Below are 20154 nucleotides of genomic sequence, written 5' to 3'. Positions count from 1 at the left end.
ATTATTAGGCTTTGTTGAATAAATCAGAATTAGCCGCCAGGATGGCTCCCTCTGCTACAGCTGTTATCCGATCCTGACGCTGTGTGGCATACCCAACAACGTCATACGGTTCAGCGCTTTGACCATCGCCATTGCTTCACCTACCTGAGCCTCATAGTCACGCAGCCTCAGATGGCCACCCAGCAAAGTTTTTATGCGGAACATCGCTGTTTCTGCCACTGAACGCCGGTGATAACCCACTTTCTTTTTCCACATATCATTACTCCTGCTCAGACGCTGATTCGCCACCGCATGGTTACGTTCATGGTACTTGTCCGGCCAGTATTTCGCTCCGCTTCGCGGCGGGATAAGGGGCCTGATTTTCTTTCTTAGCAACGCGTCGTTGCAGTAACAGGCGTCATAAGCACCGTCTGCTGACACTTCCCTGATTTTCCGGTGGGTTTGGTTAATCAGGCCCGGCAGTGCCTGCGCATCTGTCGTTCCGCTGAGCGATAAGTCGGCACAGATAATCTCATGATTCACACTGTCTGCTGCCAGATGAAGCTTGCGCCACACTCTTCGTCTGTCAGCCCCATGCTGCCTGACTTTCCATTCACCTTCGCCAAAGACCTTCAGACCGGTACTGTCGATGACCAGATGCGAGATTTCACCACGCGTTGGCGTTTTTATGCTGATGTTGACGCTCTTTGCTTGTCTGCTGACCAGCGAGTAGTCCGGACAGCACAGCGGCTAAGACATGAGTTTAAAAATCGAATCAACGAAGCCCTGTAATGCCCGGAGCGACAGGTTAAACACACGCTTCATCATCAGGACAGTGGTAACAGCCATATCGCTGTAGTAAAGCGGCCGGCCACGACCTTCAGGCGAAGAACTGTCAGTCCATCCAGCGATGGCCGACTCATCAAGCCAGACCGTCAGGGAACCGCGTTGTCTGAGTGCCTTGTTGTACGCGGGCCAGTTGGTAATTTTAAACTTTTGCTTTGCCATGGGGACCTGATGTTGAAACGAATTTAGCGATCAGCTCCGCCAATCACCTAAAAGTTCGATTTATTCAACAAAGCCGAATTATTAATCCATCATAAAATCAATTTCTATAGGCTAAAAAACATTTTTTTACTAAGGATTGCAATAGCAATATCCATTTTAATTTATGGTCTAATAGGGTGATTAATAATTTAAAATTGAAATTTTTCCTGTTAGCTAATCCGCTTGATTATAATACATAAAGGCAAGTTATGGTGCTGGAAATCTGTTCAATGAATTAATTTTGTTATTAACTATGTGCAGCCTTATTTATAAAAATTAGCCTTATTTTTATAAATAAGGTGTATATATGAATATCATTATCTGACAATTATGGGAAATAAATGTTATTGGTTGATTTATTAGTATTGGCTTAATTTAACAAAAATAATTTTTTGGGGCTGATAATTTTATAAAAATATTACAAGAATGGACTAAAAAAATAGCAAATACGTTCGATAACACGGTTCCATAATGGGCGTTTATTCCAATTCTTCTGCATCAAAGGTGTAGAGCGAGCAATGTAATCATATTGAACTAATATTAGATCACTACCAAAGCTTTTATCATCAATTACAACAGTAATTTCAAAATTAAGACAAAGGCTTCTCATGTCTAGATTAACAGACCCAATTAAGCTTAACTCACCATCAACAGATAGGCTTTTAGTATGCAAAAGCCCATCATTGAACTGATAGATCTTAACGCCCGCTTCTAACAATTCAGAGTAAAACGCCCGGCTTGCCCAACGAACTAAAAAAGAATTATTCCGATTAGGAATGACCATTAACACTTCGACACCCCGCATCGCTGCAGTGCAAATAGCATGGATGAGATCATCACTGGGAACAAAGTAGGGTGTGGTAAGGATCAGCTGTTTGCGGGCAGAAAAAATTGCGGTCATTAAAGATTGCTGGATTAATTCTTCCGGAAAGCCAGGCCCTGAAGCAATGACTTGAGTTGTATGTACAGTAGCTTGTTCAAACGGCATAATATTGGTGTCTGGAGGAGGAGGAAGAATGCGTTGACCGGTTTCCATTTCCCAATCAAATGCATAAACAATGCCAAGGGTTGTTGAGACTGGTCCTTCCATCCGAACAACAATATCTACCCACTGTCCCACACTGGCATTTTGTTTAAAAAAGCGAGGGTCAACCATATTCATACTACCAACATAGGAAATATAATTATCAATAATAATTATTTTTCTATGTTGGCGTAGATCCATTCGTCGTAGAAAAAAGCGGAACAAATTTACTTTTAGTGATTCTATTAGTTCTATTCCGGATTCACGCATTTTTTTTGGTTGATGGCTGTGAAAAAAAGACCAGCTACCGGCAGAATCAATCATAATTCGGCATTTTACACCACGTTTTGCTGCATTGATCAGAGCTTCAGTAACCTCATCAACTAACCCTCCGTCTTGCCAAATATAAAATACCATTTCGATATTGTAATAGGCTGAATTAATATCGCGTATAATGGTATTTAAAGCGTCTTGATAATTGGTTAAAAGTTGAATTTTATTTCCTTTAACGCCGTCAATTCCTTGTCTTTTTTCGCAGAGTTCAAATAAAGGTTCTGCCACTCGGCTATTGCTTTTGCAAAAAATATGTTTAGATTGTTTGAGTTTTTCAAGCCATGTTTCGACTGAAGGCCACATATTCTTTGCTTTAATTACTCGTCGCTTGCCAAGGTGTAACTCACCAAAAGCCAGATAAGCAATAACGCCAACTAGTGGGATGATGTAAATAATCAATAGCCAGGTTAGGGCAGAAGTCACCGGACGGCGTTTTAATAAAATGCGTATAGTAACCGTGGCAATCATTAGCCAGTACAGAAAAAGCACAGCCCAGTTTAATAGTATATAGAGGGTTGCCATAGGCAAAGATGTTCCTATTTTAGCGTTGGTTAGATATTATTGATTATCTGGTTATTCACTATAGCAAAATAAAATTTGTGATGAATATGAAAAGTACGATTTTTAGCTTAAGTGAAAGTAATTTAATGTATTTTATGAATATTTTAATTATTTTTATATTTTTTTTGCTATATCCATGAATGTTAATTTGTCAGATTAAATAGTCACTTATTATTATACACTTCAAATGCTAAGCTTGGTTACTTTAAATAAATTAAATATGTTAATAATTGGTTTGCTTTTATGGATTACTATGTTGATGGCTTTGTTGAATAAATCGAACTTTTAGGTGATTGGCGGAGCTGATCGCTAAATTCGTTTCAACATCAGGTCCCCATGGCAAAGCAAAAGTTTAAAATTACCAACTGGCCAGCGTACAACAAGGCACTCAGACAACGCGGTTCCCTGACGGTCTGGCTTGATGAGTCGGCCATCGCTGGATGGACTGACAGTTCTTCGCCTGAAGGTCGTGGCCGGCCGCTTTACTACAGCGATATGGCTGTTACCACTGTCCTGATGATGAAGCTTGTGTTTAACCTGTCGCTCCGGGCATTACAGGGCTTCGTTGATTCGATTTTTAAACTCATGTCTTTGCCGCTGTGCTGTCCGGACTACTCGCTGGTCAGCAGACGAGCAAAGAGCGTCAACATCAGCATAAAAACGCCAACGCGTGGTGAAATCTCGCATCTGGTCATCGACAGTACCGGTCTGAAGGTCTTTGGCGAAGGTGAATGGAAAGTCAGGCAGCATAGGGCTGACAGACGAAGAGTGTGGCGCAAGCTTCATCTGGCAGCAGACAGTGTGAATCATGAGATTATCTGTGCCGACTTATCGCTCAGCGGAACGACAGATGCGCAGGCACTGCCGGGCCTGATTAACCAAACCCACCGGAAAATCAGGGAAGTGTCAGCAGACGGTGCTTATGACGACTGTTACTGCCACGATGCGTTGCTAAGAAAGAAAATCAGGCCCCTTATCCCGCCGCGAAGCGGAGCGAAATACTGGCCGGACAAGTACCATGAACGTAACCATGCGGTGGCGAATCAGCGTCTGAGCAGGAGTAATGATATGTGGAAAAAGAAAGTGGGTTATCACCGGCGTTCAGTGGCAGAAACAGCGATGTTCCGCATAAAAACTTTGCTGGGTGGCCATCTGAGCCTGCGTGACTATGAGGCTCAGGTAGGTGAAGCAATGGCGATGGTCAAAGCGCTGAACCGTATGACGTTGTTGGGTATGCCACACAGCGTCAGGATCGGATAACAGCTGTAGCAGAGGGAGCCATCCTGGCGGCTAATTCTGATTTATTCAACAAAGCCTATGTTGATATTATTAATAAAAAACTAGATCATTAGCTAATTTTATTGTCAACAAGATACTTTTTTAAACTTAGCAGGCTATCCTTATTGAATATGATTGCTATTTGCATTTAGAATAGAGCTTATTTAATTTGCTTATTTTAAGAAAGAATTTTCTCATGCGTTGGATCCGTTCGGCATCATTTATTGTCTTATCATTATTCCTTCATGCTTCGTTAGCGGTATATTGGTTTTTATTACAGCCTACATTATCAGCTTCCTCAGCTGAATCTATGTCAGTAACCATGGTCGCTTTAGCGGCACCTAGTGGTATTAACCAGTCGGTAAATGTTAAACAGCCAGTAACGGAAATCGCGCCTAAAATAGAGCCTGATGTTGAAGCCAAACTGGCGTTACCTATGAAAAAAAAGGTCACGCAAAAAACATCGATCGTTAAACAAAATTCTAAATCTAAGCAGTTAGTAGAAAATCATATTAAAAAAACTATTACCTAACAGTCAAATCAATCACAAGCTAATGTCGTGAGCAAATTAGCAAGCGATGATCATGTTGGTGTTAATAACAATCAGCAGACTAATCAAATAGCTTCCTCATCAATTGCTATAGATGGCCCCAGAGCATTAAGAATTCAACATCCAGATTACCCTGATCGCGCTCGTAAACTCGGTAAAGAAGGTTATGTTAATGTTCTATATGATATTGATGAAAATGGTAGAGTTGTTAACTTAGAAGTAGTTGATTCATCACCTAGAGGTTTGTTCGAACGTGAAGTTAAGCGGGCAATGAATCGTTGGTATTATGAAAAAATTCCGGCTAAGGGATTAAAAAAGACATTCCTGTTTAAAATCGATGGTTCAATTAATCTTTCTTAAATTGCTTTAGTCATAAAGCTTGCTTAAAGACCAAGGTAAATTGGCCTTTAAAAATAGATTAATTGGGAGATACGTTATCAGAGTTAGATCATTGGTAATGACGTTTTTCTTCAGGTAAACAACGGGGAGAATTATCTTCATTAACAGCAATATAAGTGAAAATAGCTTCTGTGGCTCGATAACGTTGGCCTACTGGCTCACTGGAAACTTTCTTGACCCAAACTTCAATATTGATGGTAATAGAGGTGTTACCTGTTTTAATGCAGCGAGCATCACAACAAATTCCATCACCGACTGAGACTGGTTTTTGGAACGTGATCCCATTGACGGCGACAGTAACAACACGACCAAGTGCAATTTCTTTTGCTAAAATTGCACCCCCAATATCCATTTGTGACATTAGCCATCCTCCGAATATATCACCATTAGCATTTGTATCGGCCGGCATTGCTAATGTACGGAGAACTAATTCTCCTTGTGGTAATTGTTGTTGTGTCATGAAAAATTTACTTCTGTTATTTGCCACAATATACCTGCTGGAAGTAGGTATCCGTTGTTATCATATCAATTACTTTTGTTCTTTAGGTAAATGTTTATAGATATACACCATACTAAGTATTGTAAATATTAGTGTGACCGCGGTCAAACCAAAAACTTTAAAGTTAACCCAGACATCCTGAGGTAGCCAAAAGGCAACATAAATATTTACTAGTGCACAGATAGCAAAAAAGATTGCCCATGATAAATTTAATTTATGCCAAATCTCATCAGCTAAATGGATTTCTTTACCCAGCATTCTCTGGATTAATGGTTTTTGGGTAAAATATTGGCTGACTAACAGTGCTAATGAAAAAATAGCGTAAATAACTGTCACTTTCCATTTCATAAAAAGATCACTGTGGAAAATCAACGTCAGTCCACCAAAAATGATCACGATGACTAAAGTAATTAACGAACTTTTTTCAATTTTTTTGTAGATAAGAGAAATGGCCAGCATCGATAAAGCGGTGGCAATCATTAATGCGCCAGATGCGTAAAAAATATCTACTTTTTTATATACAATAAAGAAAACAATGAGAGGAATAAAATCTAATAGTTGTCTCATGAGGGCGCTTATCCTGATCCTTTTCGAGTAAATATGAATTTTTATAATTATTTGATTAATAAATTATAAAATATCCTATTGCCAATTTTTTTATATTATATTACCTTATTTGATAATAAGGTTACACAGTTAGTAGATGTATATTTTTATCAATAAAATTATCTACTGAGCAATAAAATTCACTATTAATATATTGAAGTAATTAACTTGTTATTACCAATACAGTGCAATTTTGATTCAGCACTTTGGTTCTGTAATTACTGTTTAATTGTTTAATTGTTTAATTGTTTAATTGTTTAATTGTTTAATTGTTTAATTGTTTAATTGTTTAATTGTTTAATTGTTTAATTGTTTAATTGTTTAATTGTTTAATTGTTTAATTGTTTAATTGTTTAATTGTTTAAGTTAATAGTAAATTTTTACCACGCCATCTAATGGTAAATAATAGACGTGGTATTTTTATTTGGTTAATTTGTTGTTTTTCCAACTAACATGTAAAGGCGGAAAAAATAGATCAATGTAAAAGAGGTAAGTAAATTATTCAATGTAAAAGAGATAATATTATTCACCATACTCGGTAAAAAACGAAATTGTCCAAGTAGCATAGTGAGTAACATTTGCAATGCTAGCCAAAGTAATAAAATTGCTAGAATTAACCACCAATAACGAAATGCTATTTTCCAACTTTGACTCATGGCTCGTAGCGGCATAATGTTTTTGACGGTTATTAAGATGATGGGTGATAAGGAAAAACCGATAGCTAAAATGATAGCGGGTAAGATGAATAGCATAAAGCCAAAATAAAGTATAATTGTGCATATAACTAACAAAATTAACATGTTAGGTAATATACGTAACGAAAGGACAAAAGCTTGCCCTGCACTGATGCTATTGCCGGTACTGAGTTCTGACAAATAAGTAACTACTGAAGAAACTAATAATATTAATCCGATAAAAACCGCAGCCAATGAGAGTAGTGAAACTCTCATCATTATCGATTTTTCTTCATCAGATAATTGACTTACCCAGGTTAAAAGTGAAGTTGAGTCATTTTGACCACCAAGGGTTTTGACAATAGTTGCCATTTCATCGATGGGAACCAGAAAATAATAAAGTATTAGACTGATGGTAGCTGAAATGAATGACAGGATAAAAAGGCCGCTCAGCTGATTTTTAAAAAAATTAAAGCTATCGCTGATAAGTGAGTTGGCCGTAATGGACATGAAAACTGCTCCTATAACTGGTTTTTATCATCACATTTTAATTGTATATTGGCTTTGTTGAATAAATCAGAATTAGCCGCCAGGATGGCTCCCTCTGCTACAGCTGTTATCCGATCCTGACGCTGTGTGGCATACCCAACAACGTCATACGGTTCAGCGCTTTGACCATCGCCATTGCTTCACCTACCTGAGCCTCATAGTCACGCAGGCTCAGATGGCCACCCAGCAAAGTTTTTATGCGGAACATCGCTGTTTCTGCCACTGAACGCCGGTGATAACCCACTTTCTTTTTCCACATATCATTACTCCTGCTCAGACGCTGATTCGCCACCGCATGGTTACGTTCATGGTACTTGTCCGGCCAGTATTTCGCTCCGCTTCGCGGCGGGATAAGGTGCCTGATTTTCCGGTGGGTTTGGTTAATCAGGCCCGGCAGTGCCTGCGCATCTGTCGTTCCGCTGAGCGATAAGTCGGCACAGATAATCTCATGAGTCACACTGTCTGCTGCCAGATGAAGCTTGCGCCACACTCTTCGTCTGTCAGCCCCATGCTGCCTGACTTTCCATTCACCTTCGCCAAAGACCTTCAGACCGGTACTGTCGATGACCAGATGCGAGATTTCACCACGCGTTGGCGTTTTTATGCTGATGTTGACGCTCTTTGCTCGTCTGCTGACCAGCGAGTAGTCCGGACAGCACAGCGGCAAAGACATGAGTTTAAAAATCGAATCAACGAAGCCCTGTAATGCCCGGAGCGACAGGTTAAACACACGCTTCATCATCAGGACAGTGGTAACAGCCATATCGCTGTAGTAAAGCGGCCGGCCACGACCTTCAGGCGAAGAACTGTCAGTCCATCCAGCGATGGCCGACTCATCAAGCCAGACCGTCAGGGAACCGCGTTGTCTGAGTGCCTTGTTGTACGCGGGCCAGTTGGTAATTTTAAACTTTTGCTTTGCCATGGGGACCTGATGTTGAAACGAATTTAGCGATCAGCTCCGCCAATCACCTAAAAGTTCGATTTATTCAACAAAGCCTTGTATATTGTAACTGACAGTGAAGAGAGCGTATAGCTTTTCTATGGTAAAGCTATTGCTATATCAGTAAATTTTGTGGTTATTCTATAAGTAAGGATAAAATACTAAAAATAGAGTGATATTTATATTATAGTAATTTTGAATATAACAATGTAATGATTGGTTTTAATAATTGATATAGTAATGACTTTATGGTGATAAAAGCGATTATTTTATTATCTGATTTGAGGAGCCAATGGCGATAAATTATATTTATTTCAGCCCCAATATAGGGGCTGAAAATTAAAACAATCATCGTATTTTCATCGAATCAATGACTGATTGTACACCTGCTACACCTTGTGTTACTTGAATTGCCAGCTGAGCGTCGGCACGCGAACTGACAAAACCGCTCAATTGCACACGACCTTTAAAGGTTTCAACATTGATTTGCGTTGATTTCAAGTTTTTTTCTGCCAATAATGCTGTCTTCACTTTAGTTGTAATAACCGTATCATCAATATATCCACCAGTTCCTTCTGTTTTTGCTGTTGGAGCACAAGCAGAAAGGAATAATGCCATAAATAGCACGGTACAGAGCGCTGTCATTGATTTAAGATATTTCATTATTCAATTCTCCATTAATACGAGGGTTATTTTTATTTATCGTATATGAGTGCTAAATGAAAATTTTATCGCAGTCAATATACTGATTATTGATGAAATATAAATAAATTACAAATGAATAGCTGGTATCGAGAGAGACTTGTTAATTACAATAGTTTATTAGAATCGATAATTAGTAATTACAAAATAGCAAAACAAACTACCATTTTTCGCTAGCTTTAAATTGACTATTTTTGCGTAGCCATTTTCATCTGTGAAACAAACTGTTTTAATTTGGCCAGTAATATATCAGATTGCTGATGATGAATTCCAATTAATTTTACAACCGCAGAGCCAGATATTGCGCCAACTACCCCATTTTTGATTGCTTCAGTGACTTGTTTTTGTTTAGCAATACGGCTTTGTTGAATAAATCGAACTTTTAGGTGATTGGAGGAGCTGATCGCTAAATTCGTTTCAACATCAGGTCCCCATGTCAAAGCAAAAGTTTAAAATTACCAACTGGCCCGCGTACAACAAGGCACTCAGACAACGCGGTTCCCTGACGGTCTGGCTTGATGAGTCGGCCATCGCTGGATGGACTGACAGTTCTTCGCCTGAAGGTCGTGGCCGGCCGCTTTACTACAGCGATATGGCTGTTACCACTGTCCTGATGATGAAGCTTGTGTTTAACCTGTCGCTCCGGGCATTACAGGGCTTCGTTGATTCGATTTTTAAACTCATGTCTTAGCCGCTGTGCTGTCCGGACTACTCGCTGGTCAGCAGATGAGCAAAGAGCGTCAACATCAGCATAAAAACGCCAACGCGTGGTGAAATCTCGCATCTGGTCATCGACAGTACCGGTCTGAAGGTCTTTGGCGAAGGTGAAAGGAAAGTCAGGCAGCATGGGGCTGACAGACGAAGAGTGTGGCGCAAGCTTCATCTGGCAGCAGACAGTGTGAATCATGAGATTATCTGTGCCGACTTATCGCTCAGCGGAACGACAGATGCGCAGGCACTGCCGGGCCTGATTAACCAAACCCACCGGAAAATCAGGGAAGTGTCAGCAGACGGTGCTTATGACGCCTGTTACTGCCACGATGCGTTGCTAAGAAAGAAAATCAGGCCCCTTATCCCGCCGCGAAGCGGAGCGAAATACTGGCCGGACAAGTACCATGAACGTAACCATGCGGTGGCGAATCAGCGTCTGAGCAGGAGTAATGATATGTGGAAAAAGAAAGTGGGTTATCACCGGCGTTCAGTGGCAGAAACAGCGATGTTCCGCATAAAAACTTTGCTGGGTGGCCATCTGAGGCTGCGTGACTATGAGGCTCAGGTAGGTGAAGCAATGGCGATGGTCAAAGCGCTGAACCGTATGACGTTGTTGGGTATGCCACACAGCGTCAGGATCGGATAACAGCTGTAGCAGAGGGAGCCATCCTGGCGGCTAATTCTGATTTATTCAACAAAGCCTATTGGTTAGCGATGACATGTTTTTTAAATCCTTTTTATTAATAGGCAAAATAGTGTATTAATTAGGGCTTTGTTGAATAAATCGAACTTTTAGGTGATTGGCGGAGCTGATCGCTAAATTCGTTTCAACATCAGGTCCCCATGGCAAAGCAAAAGTTTAAAATTACCAACTGGCCCGCGTACAACAAGGCACTCAGACAACGCGGTTCCCTGACGGTCTGGCTTGATGAGTCGGCCATCGCTGGATGGACTGACAGTTCTTCGCCTGAAGGTCGTGGCCGGCCGCTTTACTACAGCGATATGGCTGTTACCACTGTCCTGATGATGAAGCGTGTGTTTAACCTGTCGCTACGGGCATTACAGGGCTTCGTTGATTCGATTTTTAAACTCATGTCTTTGCCGCTGTGCTGTCCGGACTACTCGCTGGTCAGCAGACGAGCAAAGAGCGTCAACATCAGCATAAAAACGCCAACGCGTGGTGAAATCTCGCATCTGGTCATCGACAGTACCGGTCTGAAGGTCTTTGGCGAAGGTGAAAGGAAAGTCAGGCAGCATGGGGCTGACAGACGAAGAGTGTGGCGCAAGCTTCATCTGGCAGCAGACAGTGTGACTCATGAGATTATCTGTGCCGACTTATCGCTCAGCGGAACGACAGATGCGCAGGCACTGCCGGGCCTGATTAACCAAACCCACCGGAAAATCATGGAAGTGTTAGCAGACGGTGCTTATGACGCCTGTTACTGCCACGACGCGTTGCTAAGAAAGAAAATCAGGCCCCTTATCCCGCCGCGAAGCGGAGCGAAATACTGGCCGGATAAGTACCATGAACGTAACCATGCGGTGGCGAATCAGCGTCTGAGCAGGAGTAATGATATGTGGAAAAAGAAAGTGGGTTATCACCGGCGTTCAGTGGCAGAAACAGCGATGTTCCGCATAAAAACTTTGCTGGGTGGCCATCTGAGGCTGCGTGACTATGAGGCTCAGGTAGGTGAAGCAATGGCGATGGTCAAAGCGCTGAACCGTATGACGTTGTTGGGTATGCCACACAGCGTCAGGATCGGATAACAGCTGTAGCAGAGGGAGCCATCCTGGCGGCTAATTCTGATTTATTCAACAAAGCCATTAATTAGCTGAATAAATAATTCAAACAATAGGTGCAATTTGTTAATTGAGTTTATTTTTTAATAATAAAAAATAATGAAATAACAATGATATCTTAATTTAGCGATAATAATTATCTGTTTATCATCCGGCAGTTATAACCAATAATCTGGTTTTTTTCGTCATTGTCTATATAAACATAAAAAGCGGATATTATTTTATCCTACTCTGGATAACCTTTAAACCGGAGAAATATTGGTTTATTTGTTTTTAATTAAATCAATGGTTAGCAAAATCAAGGATGGAATTTAGATAGTAATGCATTCTATTTTAATTATATAAATATATTAATCTGCTATTTTTCAATTGATAGATAGAGAAAAATTTGGCTATTAATTTAAATAGATTGAGATAGCAAAGAGGTTTAATAAGTTTTGTTTTAAGGCGCTATTCTAAGGTTTCAATGATAGATTAGCGCTGACGATTTAAATTAGAAAAAGAGTGGCTAAACCTAAGAAAATAAAGAAGCCGCCGGTATCAGTAATCGCGGTTATCATCACACTTGAGCCAATGGCCGGATCTCGACCCAGTTTGACCATAATTAATGGGATAATAACGCCCATTAATGCGGCCATCATTAAGTTCAATATCATAGCTAAATTCATCACCGCACCCATCTCAAGGTTACCATAGAGTAAATAGGTGACGATGCCCATGATCCCGCCCCAGACAATACCATTGATCAGCGCTACGCCTAATTCTCTCAGTAACAGAAATGAGAAATTACCAGTTTGGATTTGATGCAAGGCAATTGCTCGAACAATCATAGTGATAGTTTGGTTGCCGGTATTGCCACCAATGCCGGCGACAATAGGCATTAGTGTTGCCAGTGCGATCAGTTGTGAAATGGTATTTTCGAACACACCAATCACTCGTGAGGCAATGAAGGCGGTACAGAGGTTAATGGCAAGCCAGGTCCAGCGAGTTTTTACTGCTTGCCCAACGGGGTCAAAAACATCTTCTTTAGGGCTTAATCCTCCCATGCGCCGGATGTTGCTATCACTCTCTTCATTAAGATTATCAACTATATCTTCAACGGTTAAGCGTCCCATTAATAAACCATTGTTATCAACCACAGCAGCTGAAATCAAATCGTATCGTTCAAAAGCACTCGCAGCGTCTTCTGCTTTTTCGTCAGGCAAGAAACTCATCGTGGCAGTTTTCATCACATCAGCCACTGTTTTTGTTGGTGATGAGGTTAAAATCGTCGTTAATGGCAATTCTCCTTGCAAGCTATTTTGTATATCGACAATAAAAATTTTATCGGTTGCTTCAGGGATATTACCGCGCTGGCGTAGATAGCGTTGAACAGTTTTCAGGCTAATGTTAGGCCTAACGGTAATAAATTCAAAATCCATCATTTGGCCAACGCTATCCTTAGGGTATTGCAGTACTTCACGGATCTGATTACGTAAACTGGGATCAAGGTAAGTCAGTAAACGACGCATCGTGTCGCGCGGTAAGTGGTCGGCAATATAGGCTTGGTCATCAACATGTAGATTAGCAACAGCGCGTAGCAACTCTCTATCTGACATGTTCTTGAGTAAACTTTCCCAGACCGAGGTTGAGGCTTCGACTAAAACCTGACCGCGTTTATTATTATCAATTAAATACCATAGTAATGAGCGTTCATCATAAGGCAACATTTCTAAAAGATCCGCAATATCGGCTGCATGTAAGGCATGTAATAGTGATTTAATTTGGATGATATTTTTATCGTGCTTTACGATCGATAAGGTTTGTTGTTTGTCATGTTGGGTGGCTAATATTTTAATCGTCTCTTCATTTTCCATGAAAAGCGTCAAAATATCTTGCCTAATTTGTGCCAGCTTTTGTGAATGTGGATTAATAAGTGAGGTAATATTCGATGAAAAGGCTGGTTGAGACATGGTTATCCTTAAATACTAATAGTCGTAACCTATTATCAGGTATTATCATTTTTAATGACTTTCGATTAAATGCACACATTATTTAAACAACTACTATCAGCAGCAGAATAGATAAGTTATTGAATAGAAAACAAGCAATTAAGTTAGATTTATGGTTGCTAGATTTTATTTTTAATCATACCAAAATATCAAGCATATTCCTCTTTAATTTTTAGTTTCCAGCTAGGAACATCTTGCCAATATTTTTGTTCTTTTTCTAAATCTAGCAGCATTAACGCATTTTGCTGTAAATAGTGGGGAGGAAAATAGAGTGTCCAATGATTTTGATCGGTTTTCAAACGTAGTGAGTTTGGCGTGGTTGTCGATTGACGTTGATTATTAAGTAGCGTAGCTAACCGTAATAGTTGGATCATGGGTAAATATTGTTTTTTCTTAAATAGATTTAACTTAGGGAACTCATCAGCTTTGATACTTTTTTTATGATACCTGACCAATGTCGCTAGTAATAACTGTTGCTCTTGGTTAAATCCTGGCAGATTGGTGTTGTATAAAATATAGGCAGAATGACGATGTAAGCCATTATGATTGATATTTAATCCAACCTCATGCAGCATAGCGGCCCAGATAAGTAGCACTTTCAATTGTGGGTTAACCAACTTGGGATTTTGTTTTGCCCATTGTTGATAAAGGATCTCGATGGTTTTTGATACTCGCTGCGTTTGTTCTCGGTCAAGATTATAGTGTTCAGATAAACTTAATGCGGTGCGTTGGCGAATGTCTTGATGACGAAAACGTCCTTCCATTTCATAGAGAACCCCTTCACGTAAAGCACCGTCAGAGAGCGTTAACTGCTTGATTTGCAGAGAATCAAATATGCCACATAAAATAGCTAATCCCGGAACAAAAACGTGAGCACGCTCTGCTGATAAGCCGGGTAGATCGAGTGACTTAAAATTTTTATACTTTAGTACTAATTTTTTTAGTTTAACTAAGCGCTCATGGGTTATAATGCCATCTGAATCACCCAACTGGCAAAGTACTTCATGAATTGCTTTTATGGTTCCTGAAGCACCAAAGGCATAGTCCCAACCTTGCATTTGATATTGGCAAGCAAGATTTTCCAGTTTTTGTCGGCTAGCAAAATAGGCGCGCGCAAAATTAGTTTCATTAATTAGATTATTAGCAAAAAATTGGCGGGCATAGCTGATGCAGCCCATTTTACGGCTTTCCATTAATAGAGACTTAAAATCTTCACCAATAATAAGTTCTGTAGAGCCACCGCCAACATCGATCACCAGCTTCCGACCTTTTTCTGACTGGGTATGCTCAACCCCCATAAAAATCAGCCGCGCTTCTTCTTGGCCTGAAATCATTTCAATTGGGTAGGGTATAATGGCTTTAGCTCGTTGCAAAAACTCTTTGACGTTAACTGCTTCTCGTAAGGCATGAGTTCCAACTATGCAAACATTATCAGCGGTAAATCCTTGTAAACGTTCAGCAAAAAGCGCTAAGCAGGTCAAGGCACGCTGAATTGATTTTTCGCTTAATTTGTTATGTTCATCTAAACCGTCAGCCAGATGAACACGTTTTTTAATGCGGGTTAAAATCTGTAAGGCACCATTAACTATTCGTGCAACAATCATATGAAAGCTATTAGAGCCAAGATCTATGGCCGCAATTTCCATCGGCCTCGATGCTGAAGGTTTTATTAATGGCATAGTGTTAAGCTCTTGTTTCTGGATGTTCTAGTGATTTTAGATAATCGTAGACAGCAAGCTGTGCCTGGATCTTGCGTTTATTACCACGTGGTACATAACGATTGGTTAACTCTTTATCGATATAACGCGCTTTAACGGTATCATTAAATTGTAATTCAAGAATGTCGAGCACGCGTTGTTTCAGTTGTTGATCAACCAATTTAACAGCCACTTCAATACGAAAATCGATATTGCGGGTCATCCAGTCAGCTGATGAGATGAAGACTTCTTCGTTGCCATTATTACTAAATACATAAACTCTGTCATGCTCAAGAAAACGGTCGACAATGCTAGTAACTTGAATATTTTCACTAAAATTAGCTTGGCCGGGAACCAGCGAACACATGCCGCGGATCAGCAGACGAATTTTTACGCCAGCATTGGAGGCATCATAAAGACGATTAATTAATTCTTTGTCGTCTAAGTTATTAATCTTTAGCAAGATAGCGGCCGCTTTTCCCGCTTGAACGTTGCTAATTTCCCGATCGATCAGTTGCGTCAGCCGAGTGCGTGAATTTTGCGGCGAAACCATTAGATTTTCAAAATTGACAGGTCGGTAAGGGTTTTCAATAAAGTTAAATACCCGCCTTACTTCATTGGTAATTTGTTGATTTGCCGTTAATAAGGAATAATCTGTATAAAGGCGAGCGGTTTTTTCGTTAAAATTTCCGGTGCCAATATGAGCATAACGAATAATTTCACCTTGTTCGAGACGAGAAATAATAAAAAGTTTAGCGTGGATCTTTAGGCCAGGTGCAGAGAAAATGACATGTACTCCGGCTTCGGTAAGATGCTTAGCCCAATGAATATTGGCTTCTTCATCAAATCTCGCTTGTAATTCAACCACCACGGTGACTTTTTTACCGTTGTGCGCGGCATGGATCATCGATTCAATAATGCGCGAATCCTTGGCTACACGATAAATATTGATTTTGATTGTCAATACGTTGGGATCAAAAGAGGCTTGGCGTAATAATTCTATCGTATGCTCAAAAGTGTAATAAGGATAATAGAGGAGAACATCTTTTTCTCTGATCGCATCAAAGCCATTACGGAAGTTATCAAAACGACGATGACGTAAACGCGGCAGTGGTTTATTCAGTAAATTTTTATTACCTTCGTTTGGAAATTTAATGAAATCTTTAAAGTTATGATAACGGCCACCGGCAATGACTGAATCATCACTTGATAGTCCGAGTTTTTTTCTCAGTAGTTCTACCATTTCATCAGGCATATTACGTTGATAAACAAAACGAACCGGTTCGGCATTAAGACGTTGTTTTAAACTGGATGACATCAACTCCAGCATGCTGGATTCCATCTCAGTAGTTAAATCATATTCCGCATCGCGCGTCATTTTCATCGCGTAGGCGTTTAATTGGTCATAGTCAAAAAAGCCTTTAAATATTTCGTCTAGACAATAACGCAAAATATTATCTAGCAGGATCATTGATTTCCTGCGCTTTGGCATTTCAGGCGGTAAATGAATAAATCTAGGTTGTTTGCCCGCTGGAATTTCTAGTAAGGCATATTGAATATTTTGTCCCTTGATAATTTCAACGGCTAAATAGGTATAATCATCTTTTAAAAATTCGACTAAATCAGTTTCCGGCATGATCAGGATAGGAGTAATATGCTGACGAAGTTGTTGGCGAAAAAATTGTCGTAACCAAATTTGTTGATTTGGCGAAATTTGCCGTTCATTAATTAGGAAAATTTGGTTACGCTCCATTTCAAGTAATAACTCGTTATATAATGAGTCAAATTCTTGATCGAGTTTGGCAACTTTGCTTTCAATTCGCTTTAATAGCTGGCGTGAACTGGATGCGGTTCCTCGTTCTTCATTAATTAATATACGTCGCTTAACATCAGCAAATCTAATTTTATAAAATTCTTCAAGGTTATTGGAATAAATGCCTAAAAATCGCATGCGTTCAATCAGCGGATTACGTTTATCTGCTGCTTCTTGCAAAACTCGCTCATTGAATGATAACCAACTGATCTCTTTTTCAGTATAGAGCAGATCTTGAGACATCTTTACTCCATAACCAATATTGTTATTTAGTAATACAGGATATTGATACTTAACAGCTTATCTGATTACTGATGATTTTTCAGGTGTTTTATTGGCCTCTGGTGAGAATTTTTTTCTCATTTCACTGTATTGATGTTGAAAAATACTCATCCGAATGACGGTACGATATTTACCATTAATAAAAAATTCATCAACCAAATCGCCTTCAATATGAAAGCCCAATTTTTTATAAATATGCAGCGCTTTGGTATTTTCTTTATCCACAATCAAGTAGACTTTATAGAGATTTAACACTGAAAAAGCATAATCCATAGCTAGGTTGGTGTTGGTGGCTTTGGCAGCATATCCTTTACCTTGAAAGGCCGGATCGATAATAATGCCAATTTCAGCTCTACGATGAATATAATTTATTTCTAGTAATTCAATTAATCCAATTTTAGTGCCTTCATTGTCAATAATAAACCGACGCTCTAACTGATCATGAATGTGTTTGTCATACAGATCACTTAATTCAACAAAAGCTTCATAAGGCTCTTCGAACCAATAACGCATAACACTGGCGTTATTATCTAATTGATGGACAAATGGGAGATCTTCACGTTCTAAAGGTCGTAGCGTAATTGACTCATTTTTTTGCCATTAGGAATTGGATACCTCGATTGGGAGTAAAACTTAGCATATTAAAATAGTTACTATGGATGTTCTGTATTTTTAGTCGGTTTGGTTAGTAAAGAATAGCAGAATCAAGCTGAGTGATAAATGAGAGCAACTATATTTTAGCAATAAACTCAGTTTTCGATAACTAATTAGTCAAGTATTGGTTGATTATTACTACAAAATTATCAATTAGAATTTATATCAATATGGGTTAGCATCAGTATACAAAATTGTGATGCGATTGGCATCACATAGGGACAGATACTGCTAATCTTCATTAGCATAACCGTATTCAGGTAGTTTACAGCCATCCAGGAAGGCTGAATTATTAACCATAGCTAAGCGGCCTTTAACAAACCAATTAATAACTAATGGATAAATACGATGCTCTTGTGTTTGAACGCGCGCAATAATATCTTGCGGTTTATCTCCAGCAAAGATAGGCACTTTAGCTTGTAAAATAATTGGACCTGCATCCAATTTATCAGTGACAAAGTGAATCGAAGTAACGTGCTCTTTATCTTCGTTTGCTAGCGCTTTACGGTGAGTATCTAATCCAGGATACTTAGGTAATAAGGAAGGGTGAATATTAATTATTTTACCTAAATAATGGCTGACAAAGTGTGGCGTGAGAATGCGCATGTAACCTGCCAACACAATCAGATCTGGCTGATATCGTGCTATTTCGGTCATCGGTGAAGCATCATAAGCATGGTTATCCGCGTAATCAGTTTTGTGCATCACAACAGTTGGGATCGCGGCTTGCTTGGCCCGTTCTAAACCATAAGCAGTTGGATTGTCACTGAAAACTGCACTAATTTTTGCGGCAATACTTTGTTTTTGGCAAGCATCAATAATGGCTTGTAAATTACTGCCATTGCCAGAAATTAATACTACAAAATTTTTCATTAGATGATTGTTACCTGCGGTTCATCCGCGTTGATCTCGACAATTTTACCAATTTGCCAGGCTTTTTCACCCAGTTGATTGAGTAGTTGTAATGTATCAGAGACTTCTTCTGCGGGTAAAACAATTAACATGCAAACACCACAATTGAAGGTGCGGTACATTTCATGGGTCGATACATTACCGGTTTGTTGTAACCAACTAAATATCGCCTGCCATTGCCAGCTAGTGCTATCGATCTGCGCTTGGTTATTGGCGGTTAAAACCCGTGGAATATTTTCCCAAAAGCCACCACCGGTTATATGGGCAATGGCATGAATATTCTGTTTTTCAATCAACGCTAGAATATTTTTAACATAGATGCGTGTTGGGGCTAATAAATGATCAGCCAGTGACTTATTTTCTAGTTGTACTGTGGCTGGATCTATTTGGTTTAACTGTAAAATTTTTCTAATTAATGAATAACCATTGGAATGGGGGCCACTAGCGCCTAACGCAATTAGGGCATCGCCAGCTTTAACTTTGCTACCATCAATAATTTTTGTTTTTTCGACCACCCAACACAAAAGCCTGCTATATCATAATCTTCACCATGATACATACCAGGCATCTCTGCTGTTTCACCGCCGACTAGGGCACAGCCTGATTGTTTACAGCCTGCTGCAATGCTTTTGATCACGCTGTTCGCTGTATCGACGGCTAGTTTACCGGTGGCGTAATAATCGAGAAGAAAGAGTGGCTCGGCACCTTGAACAATCAAATCATTAACGCACATAGCAACTAAATCAATGCCAATTGTATCATGGCGTTTTAAGTCCATTGCTAATCGCAGTTTTGTTCCGACACCATCTGTGCCTGAAACTAAGATTGGCTCACGATATTTTTGTGGTAAGGCACACAGTGCGCCAAAGCCGCCTAATCCTCCCATTACTTCTGGGCGGCGGGTTTTTTTAACAGCACCTTTAATACGTTCGACCAGTGTATTACCTGCATCGATATTGACACCAGCATCTTTATAGCTGAGAGAAATTTTATCTGTCACAGCAAGCTCCCAAGGCGATTGCATTTAGTAAAATAGATGGAAACAGAAATAATTCTACCAGCCTAAGCAAACGTTTGCGAGATACTTATTTTGGTTTTCATAATAAAACTCAAGAGCCAGCAAAAATGAATTCCCTGCAAGAAAAACCTTAAT

16 protein-coding genes and 3 pseudogenes are annotated in these 20154 nt (G+C 39.7%); 5 read left to right on the top strand and 14 right to left on the bottom strand.

Annotated elements, in window-relative coordinates:
* Window positions 1-63: 63 nt before the first annotated feature.
* Both E3U36_RS10825 and cls read right to left on the bottom strand, forming a co-directional pair.
* A pseudogene (locus E3U36_RS10825) lies at window positions 64-987 on the bottom strand (IS5 family transposase).
* A gap of 457 nt (window positions 988-1444) precedes the next feature.
* Window positions 1445-2905 carry a cardiolipin synthase gene (gene cls, locus E3U36_RS10820; protein WP_180816525.1) on the bottom strand — a complete coding sequence of 487 codons (1461 nt, stop codon included), beginning with the start codon at window positions 2903-2905 and terminating at the stop codon, window positions 1445-1447.
* Window positions 2906-3280: 375 nt separating this feature from the next.
* On the opposite strand from cls, the gene E3U36_RS10815 reads away from it, so the two are divergent.
* The 3 genes from E3U36_RS10815 (at window position 3281) to E3U36_RS10805 (ending at window position 5132) form a co-directional block, all read left to right on the top strand.
* A complete protein-coding gene (locus E3U36_RS10815; protein WP_180816524.1) occupies window positions 3281-4204 on the top strand; it encodes an IS5 family transposase in 924 nt (307 codons plus the stop codon).
* Window positions 4205-4418: 214 nt separating this feature from the next.
* The gene (locus tag E3U36_RS10810; RefSeq protein ID WP_180816523.1) at window positions 4419-4754 is read left to right on the top strand and encodes a hypothetical protein; all 336 of its coding nucleotides are present in this window, start codon (window positions 4419-4421) and stop codon (window positions 4752-4754) included.
* Between the two features lie 27 nt (window positions 4755-4781).
* Window positions 4782-5132 carry a TonB family protein gene (locus tag E3U36_RS10805; protein WP_180816522.1) on the top strand — a complete coding sequence of 117 codons (351 nt, stop codon included), beginning with the start codon at window positions 4782-4784 and terminating at the stop codon, window positions 5130-5132.
* Window positions 5133-5220: 88 nt separating this feature from the next.
* Here the strand turns inward: E3U36_RS10805 and yciA are convergent, their stop codons facing one another.
* From yciA to E3U36_RS10775, 6 genes are all read right to left on the bottom strand, one after another.
* Complete coding sequence (yciA, locus tag E3U36_RS10800; protein WP_180817641.1) at window positions 5221-5631, bottom strand: acyl-CoA thioester hydrolase YciA; 411 nt, start codon at window positions 5629-5631, stop codon at window positions 5221-5223.
* Window positions 5632-5700: 69 nt separating this feature from the next.
* Window positions 5701-6237, bottom strand: coding sequence for a septation protein A (locus tag E3U36_RS10795; RefSeq protein WP_180816521.1), 537 nt, complete (start codon window positions 6235-6237; stop codon window positions 5701-5703).
* Window positions 6238-6704: 467 nt separating this feature from the next.
* The gene (locus E3U36_RS10790) at window positions 6705-7460 is read right to left on the bottom strand and encodes a YciC family protein (RefSeq protein WP_180816520.1); all 756 of its coding nucleotides are present in this window, start codon (window positions 7458-7460) and stop codon (window positions 6705-6707) included.
* Between the two features lie 106 nt (window positions 7461-7566).
* On the bottom strand, window positions 7567-8421 hold the full coding sequence (locus tag E3U36_RS10785; protein WP_180816519.1) for an IS5 family transposase: 855 nt from the start codon (window positions 8419-8421) through the stop codon (window positions 7567-7569).
* Between the two features lie 366 nt (window positions 8422-8787).
* Complete coding sequence (locus E3U36_RS10780) at window positions 8788-9102, bottom strand: BON domain-containing protein (protein ID WP_180816518.1); 315 nt, start codon at window positions 9100-9102, stop codon at window positions 8788-8790.
* A 227-nt stretch (window positions 9103-9329) separates the two neighbouring features.
* On the bottom strand, window positions 9330-9581 hold the full coding sequence (locus tag E3U36_RS10775; protein ID WP_180816517.1) for a tryptophan synthase subunit alpha: 252 nt from the start codon (window positions 9579-9581) through the stop codon (window positions 9330-9332).
* Between E3U36_RS10775 and E3U36_RS10770 the strand changes: the two are divergent.
* Both E3U36_RS10770 and E3U36_RS10765 read left to right on the top strand, forming a co-directional pair.
* A pseudogene (locus tag E3U36_RS10770) lies at window positions 9575-10498 on the top strand (IS5 family transposase). The gene E3U36_RS10775 and the pseudogene E3U36_RS10770 overlap by 7 nt on opposite strands.
* Window positions 10499-10695: 197 nt before the next feature.
* Window positions 10696-11619, top strand: a complete 924-nt coding sequence (locus E3U36_RS10765) for an IS5 family transposase (protein WP_180816516.1) — start codon at window positions 10696-10698, stop codon at window positions 11617-11619.
* Between the two features lie 521 nt (window positions 11620-12140).
* On the opposite strand, the gene mgtE is transcribed toward E3U36_RS10765, so the two are convergent.
* From mgtE to purM, 6 genes and pseudogenes are all read right to left on the bottom strand, one after another.
* On the bottom strand, window positions 12141-13508 hold the full coding sequence (gene mgtE, locus E3U36_RS10760; protein WP_500784363.1) for a magnesium transporter: 1368 nt from the start codon (window positions 13506-13508) through the stop codon (window positions 12141-12143).
* A 284-nt stretch (window positions 13509-13792) separates the two neighbouring features.
* Window positions 13793-15322 carry an exopolyphosphatase gene (ppx, locus tag E3U36_RS10755; RefSeq protein ID WP_180816514.1) on the bottom strand — a complete coding sequence of 510 codons (1530 nt, stop codon included), beginning with the start codon at window positions 15320-15322 and terminating at the stop codon, window positions 13793-13795.
* 4 nt (window positions 15323-15326) lie between these two features.
* Window positions 15327-17396, bottom strand: coding sequence for a polyphosphate kinase 1 (ppk1, locus tag E3U36_RS10750; RefSeq protein ID WP_180816513.1), 2070 nt, complete (start codon window positions 17394-17396; stop codon window positions 15327-15329).
* 57 nt (window positions 17397-17453) lie between these two features.
* Window positions 17454-18017, bottom strand: a complete 564-nt coding sequence (gene speG / locus E3U36_RS10745) for a spermidine N1-acetyltransferase (protein ID WP_180817640.1) — start codon at window positions 18015-18017, stop codon at window positions 17454-17456.
* Between the two features lie 303 nt (window positions 18018-18320).
* The gene (purN, locus tag E3U36_RS10740) at window positions 18321-18962 is read right to left on the bottom strand and encodes a phosphoribosylglycinamide formyltransferase (RefSeq protein ID WP_180816512.1); all 642 of its coding nucleotides are present in this window, start codon (window positions 18960-18962) and stop codon (window positions 18321-18323) included.
* A pseudogene (gene purM, locus E3U36_RS10735) lies at window positions 18962-20001 on the bottom strand (phosphoribosylformylglycinamidine cyclo-ligase). The gene purN and the pseudogene purM overlap by 1 nt, the downstream one beginning before the upstream one ends.
* Window positions 20002-20154 lie beyond the last annotated feature (153 nt).

Source organism: Arsenophonus endosymbiont of Aphis craccivora (assembly GCF_013460135.1).
Lineage (GTDB): Bacteria > Pseudomonadota > Gammaproteobacteria > Enterobacterales > Enterobacteriaceae > Arsenophonus > Arsenophonus nilaparvatae.
Note: the sequence above shows the minus strand (reverse complement) of the source record. Positions and strands in the feature narration are given on the sequence as shown.

Excerpts from the sequence above, each read along its gene's own strand:
- cls (WP_180816525.1), bottom strand. The coding sequence starts at position 2,905 with ATGGCAACCCTCTATATACTATTAAACTGGGCTGTGCTTTTTCTGTAC.
- E3U36_RS10815 (WP_180816524.1), top strand. The coding sequence starts at position 3,281 with ATGGCAAAGCAAAAGTTTAAAATTACCAACTGGCCAGCGTACAACAAG.
- E3U36_RS10810 (WP_180816523.1), top strand. The coding sequence starts at position 4,419 with ATGCGTTGGATCCGTTCGGCATCATTTATTGTCTTATCATTATTCCTT.
- yciA (WP_180817641.1), bottom strand. The coding sequence starts at position 5,631 with ATGACACAACAACAATTACCACAAGGAGAATTAGTTCTCCGTACATTA.
- E3U36_RS10795 (WP_180816521.1), bottom strand. The coding sequence starts at position 6,237 with ATGAGACAACTATTAGATTTTATTCCTCTCATTGTTTTCTTTATTGTA.
- E3U36_RS10790 (WP_180816520.1), bottom strand. The coding sequence starts at position 7,460 with ATGTCCATTACGGCCAACTCACTTATCAGCGATAGCTTTAATTTTTTT.
- E3U36_RS10785 (WP_180816519.1), bottom strand. The coding sequence starts at position 8,421 with ATGGCAAAGCAAAAGTTTAAAATTACCAACTGGCCCGCGTACAACAAG.
- E3U36_RS10780 (WP_180816518.1), bottom strand. The coding sequence starts at position 9,102 with ATGAAATATCTTAAATCAATGACAGCGCTCTGTACCGTGCTATTTATG.
- E3U36_RS10765 (WP_180816516.1), top strand. The coding sequence starts at position 10,696 with ATGGCAAAGCAAAAGTTTAAAATTACCAACTGGCCCGCGTACAACAAG.
- mgtE (WP_500784363.1), bottom strand. The coding sequence starts at position 13,508 with ATGGAAAATGAAGAGACGATTAAAATATTAGCCACCCAACATGACAAA.
- ppx (WP_180816514.1), bottom strand. The coding sequence starts at position 15,322 with ATGCCATTAATAAAACCTTCAGCATCGAGGCCGATGGAAATTGCGGCC.
- ppk1 (WP_180816513.1), bottom strand. The coding sequence starts at position 17,396 with ATGTCTCAAGATCTGCTCTATACTGAAAAAGAGATCAGTTGGTTATCA.
- purN (WP_180816512.1), bottom strand. The coding sequence starts at position 18,962 with ATGAAAAATTTTGTAGTATTAATTTCTGGCAATGGCAGTAATTTACAA.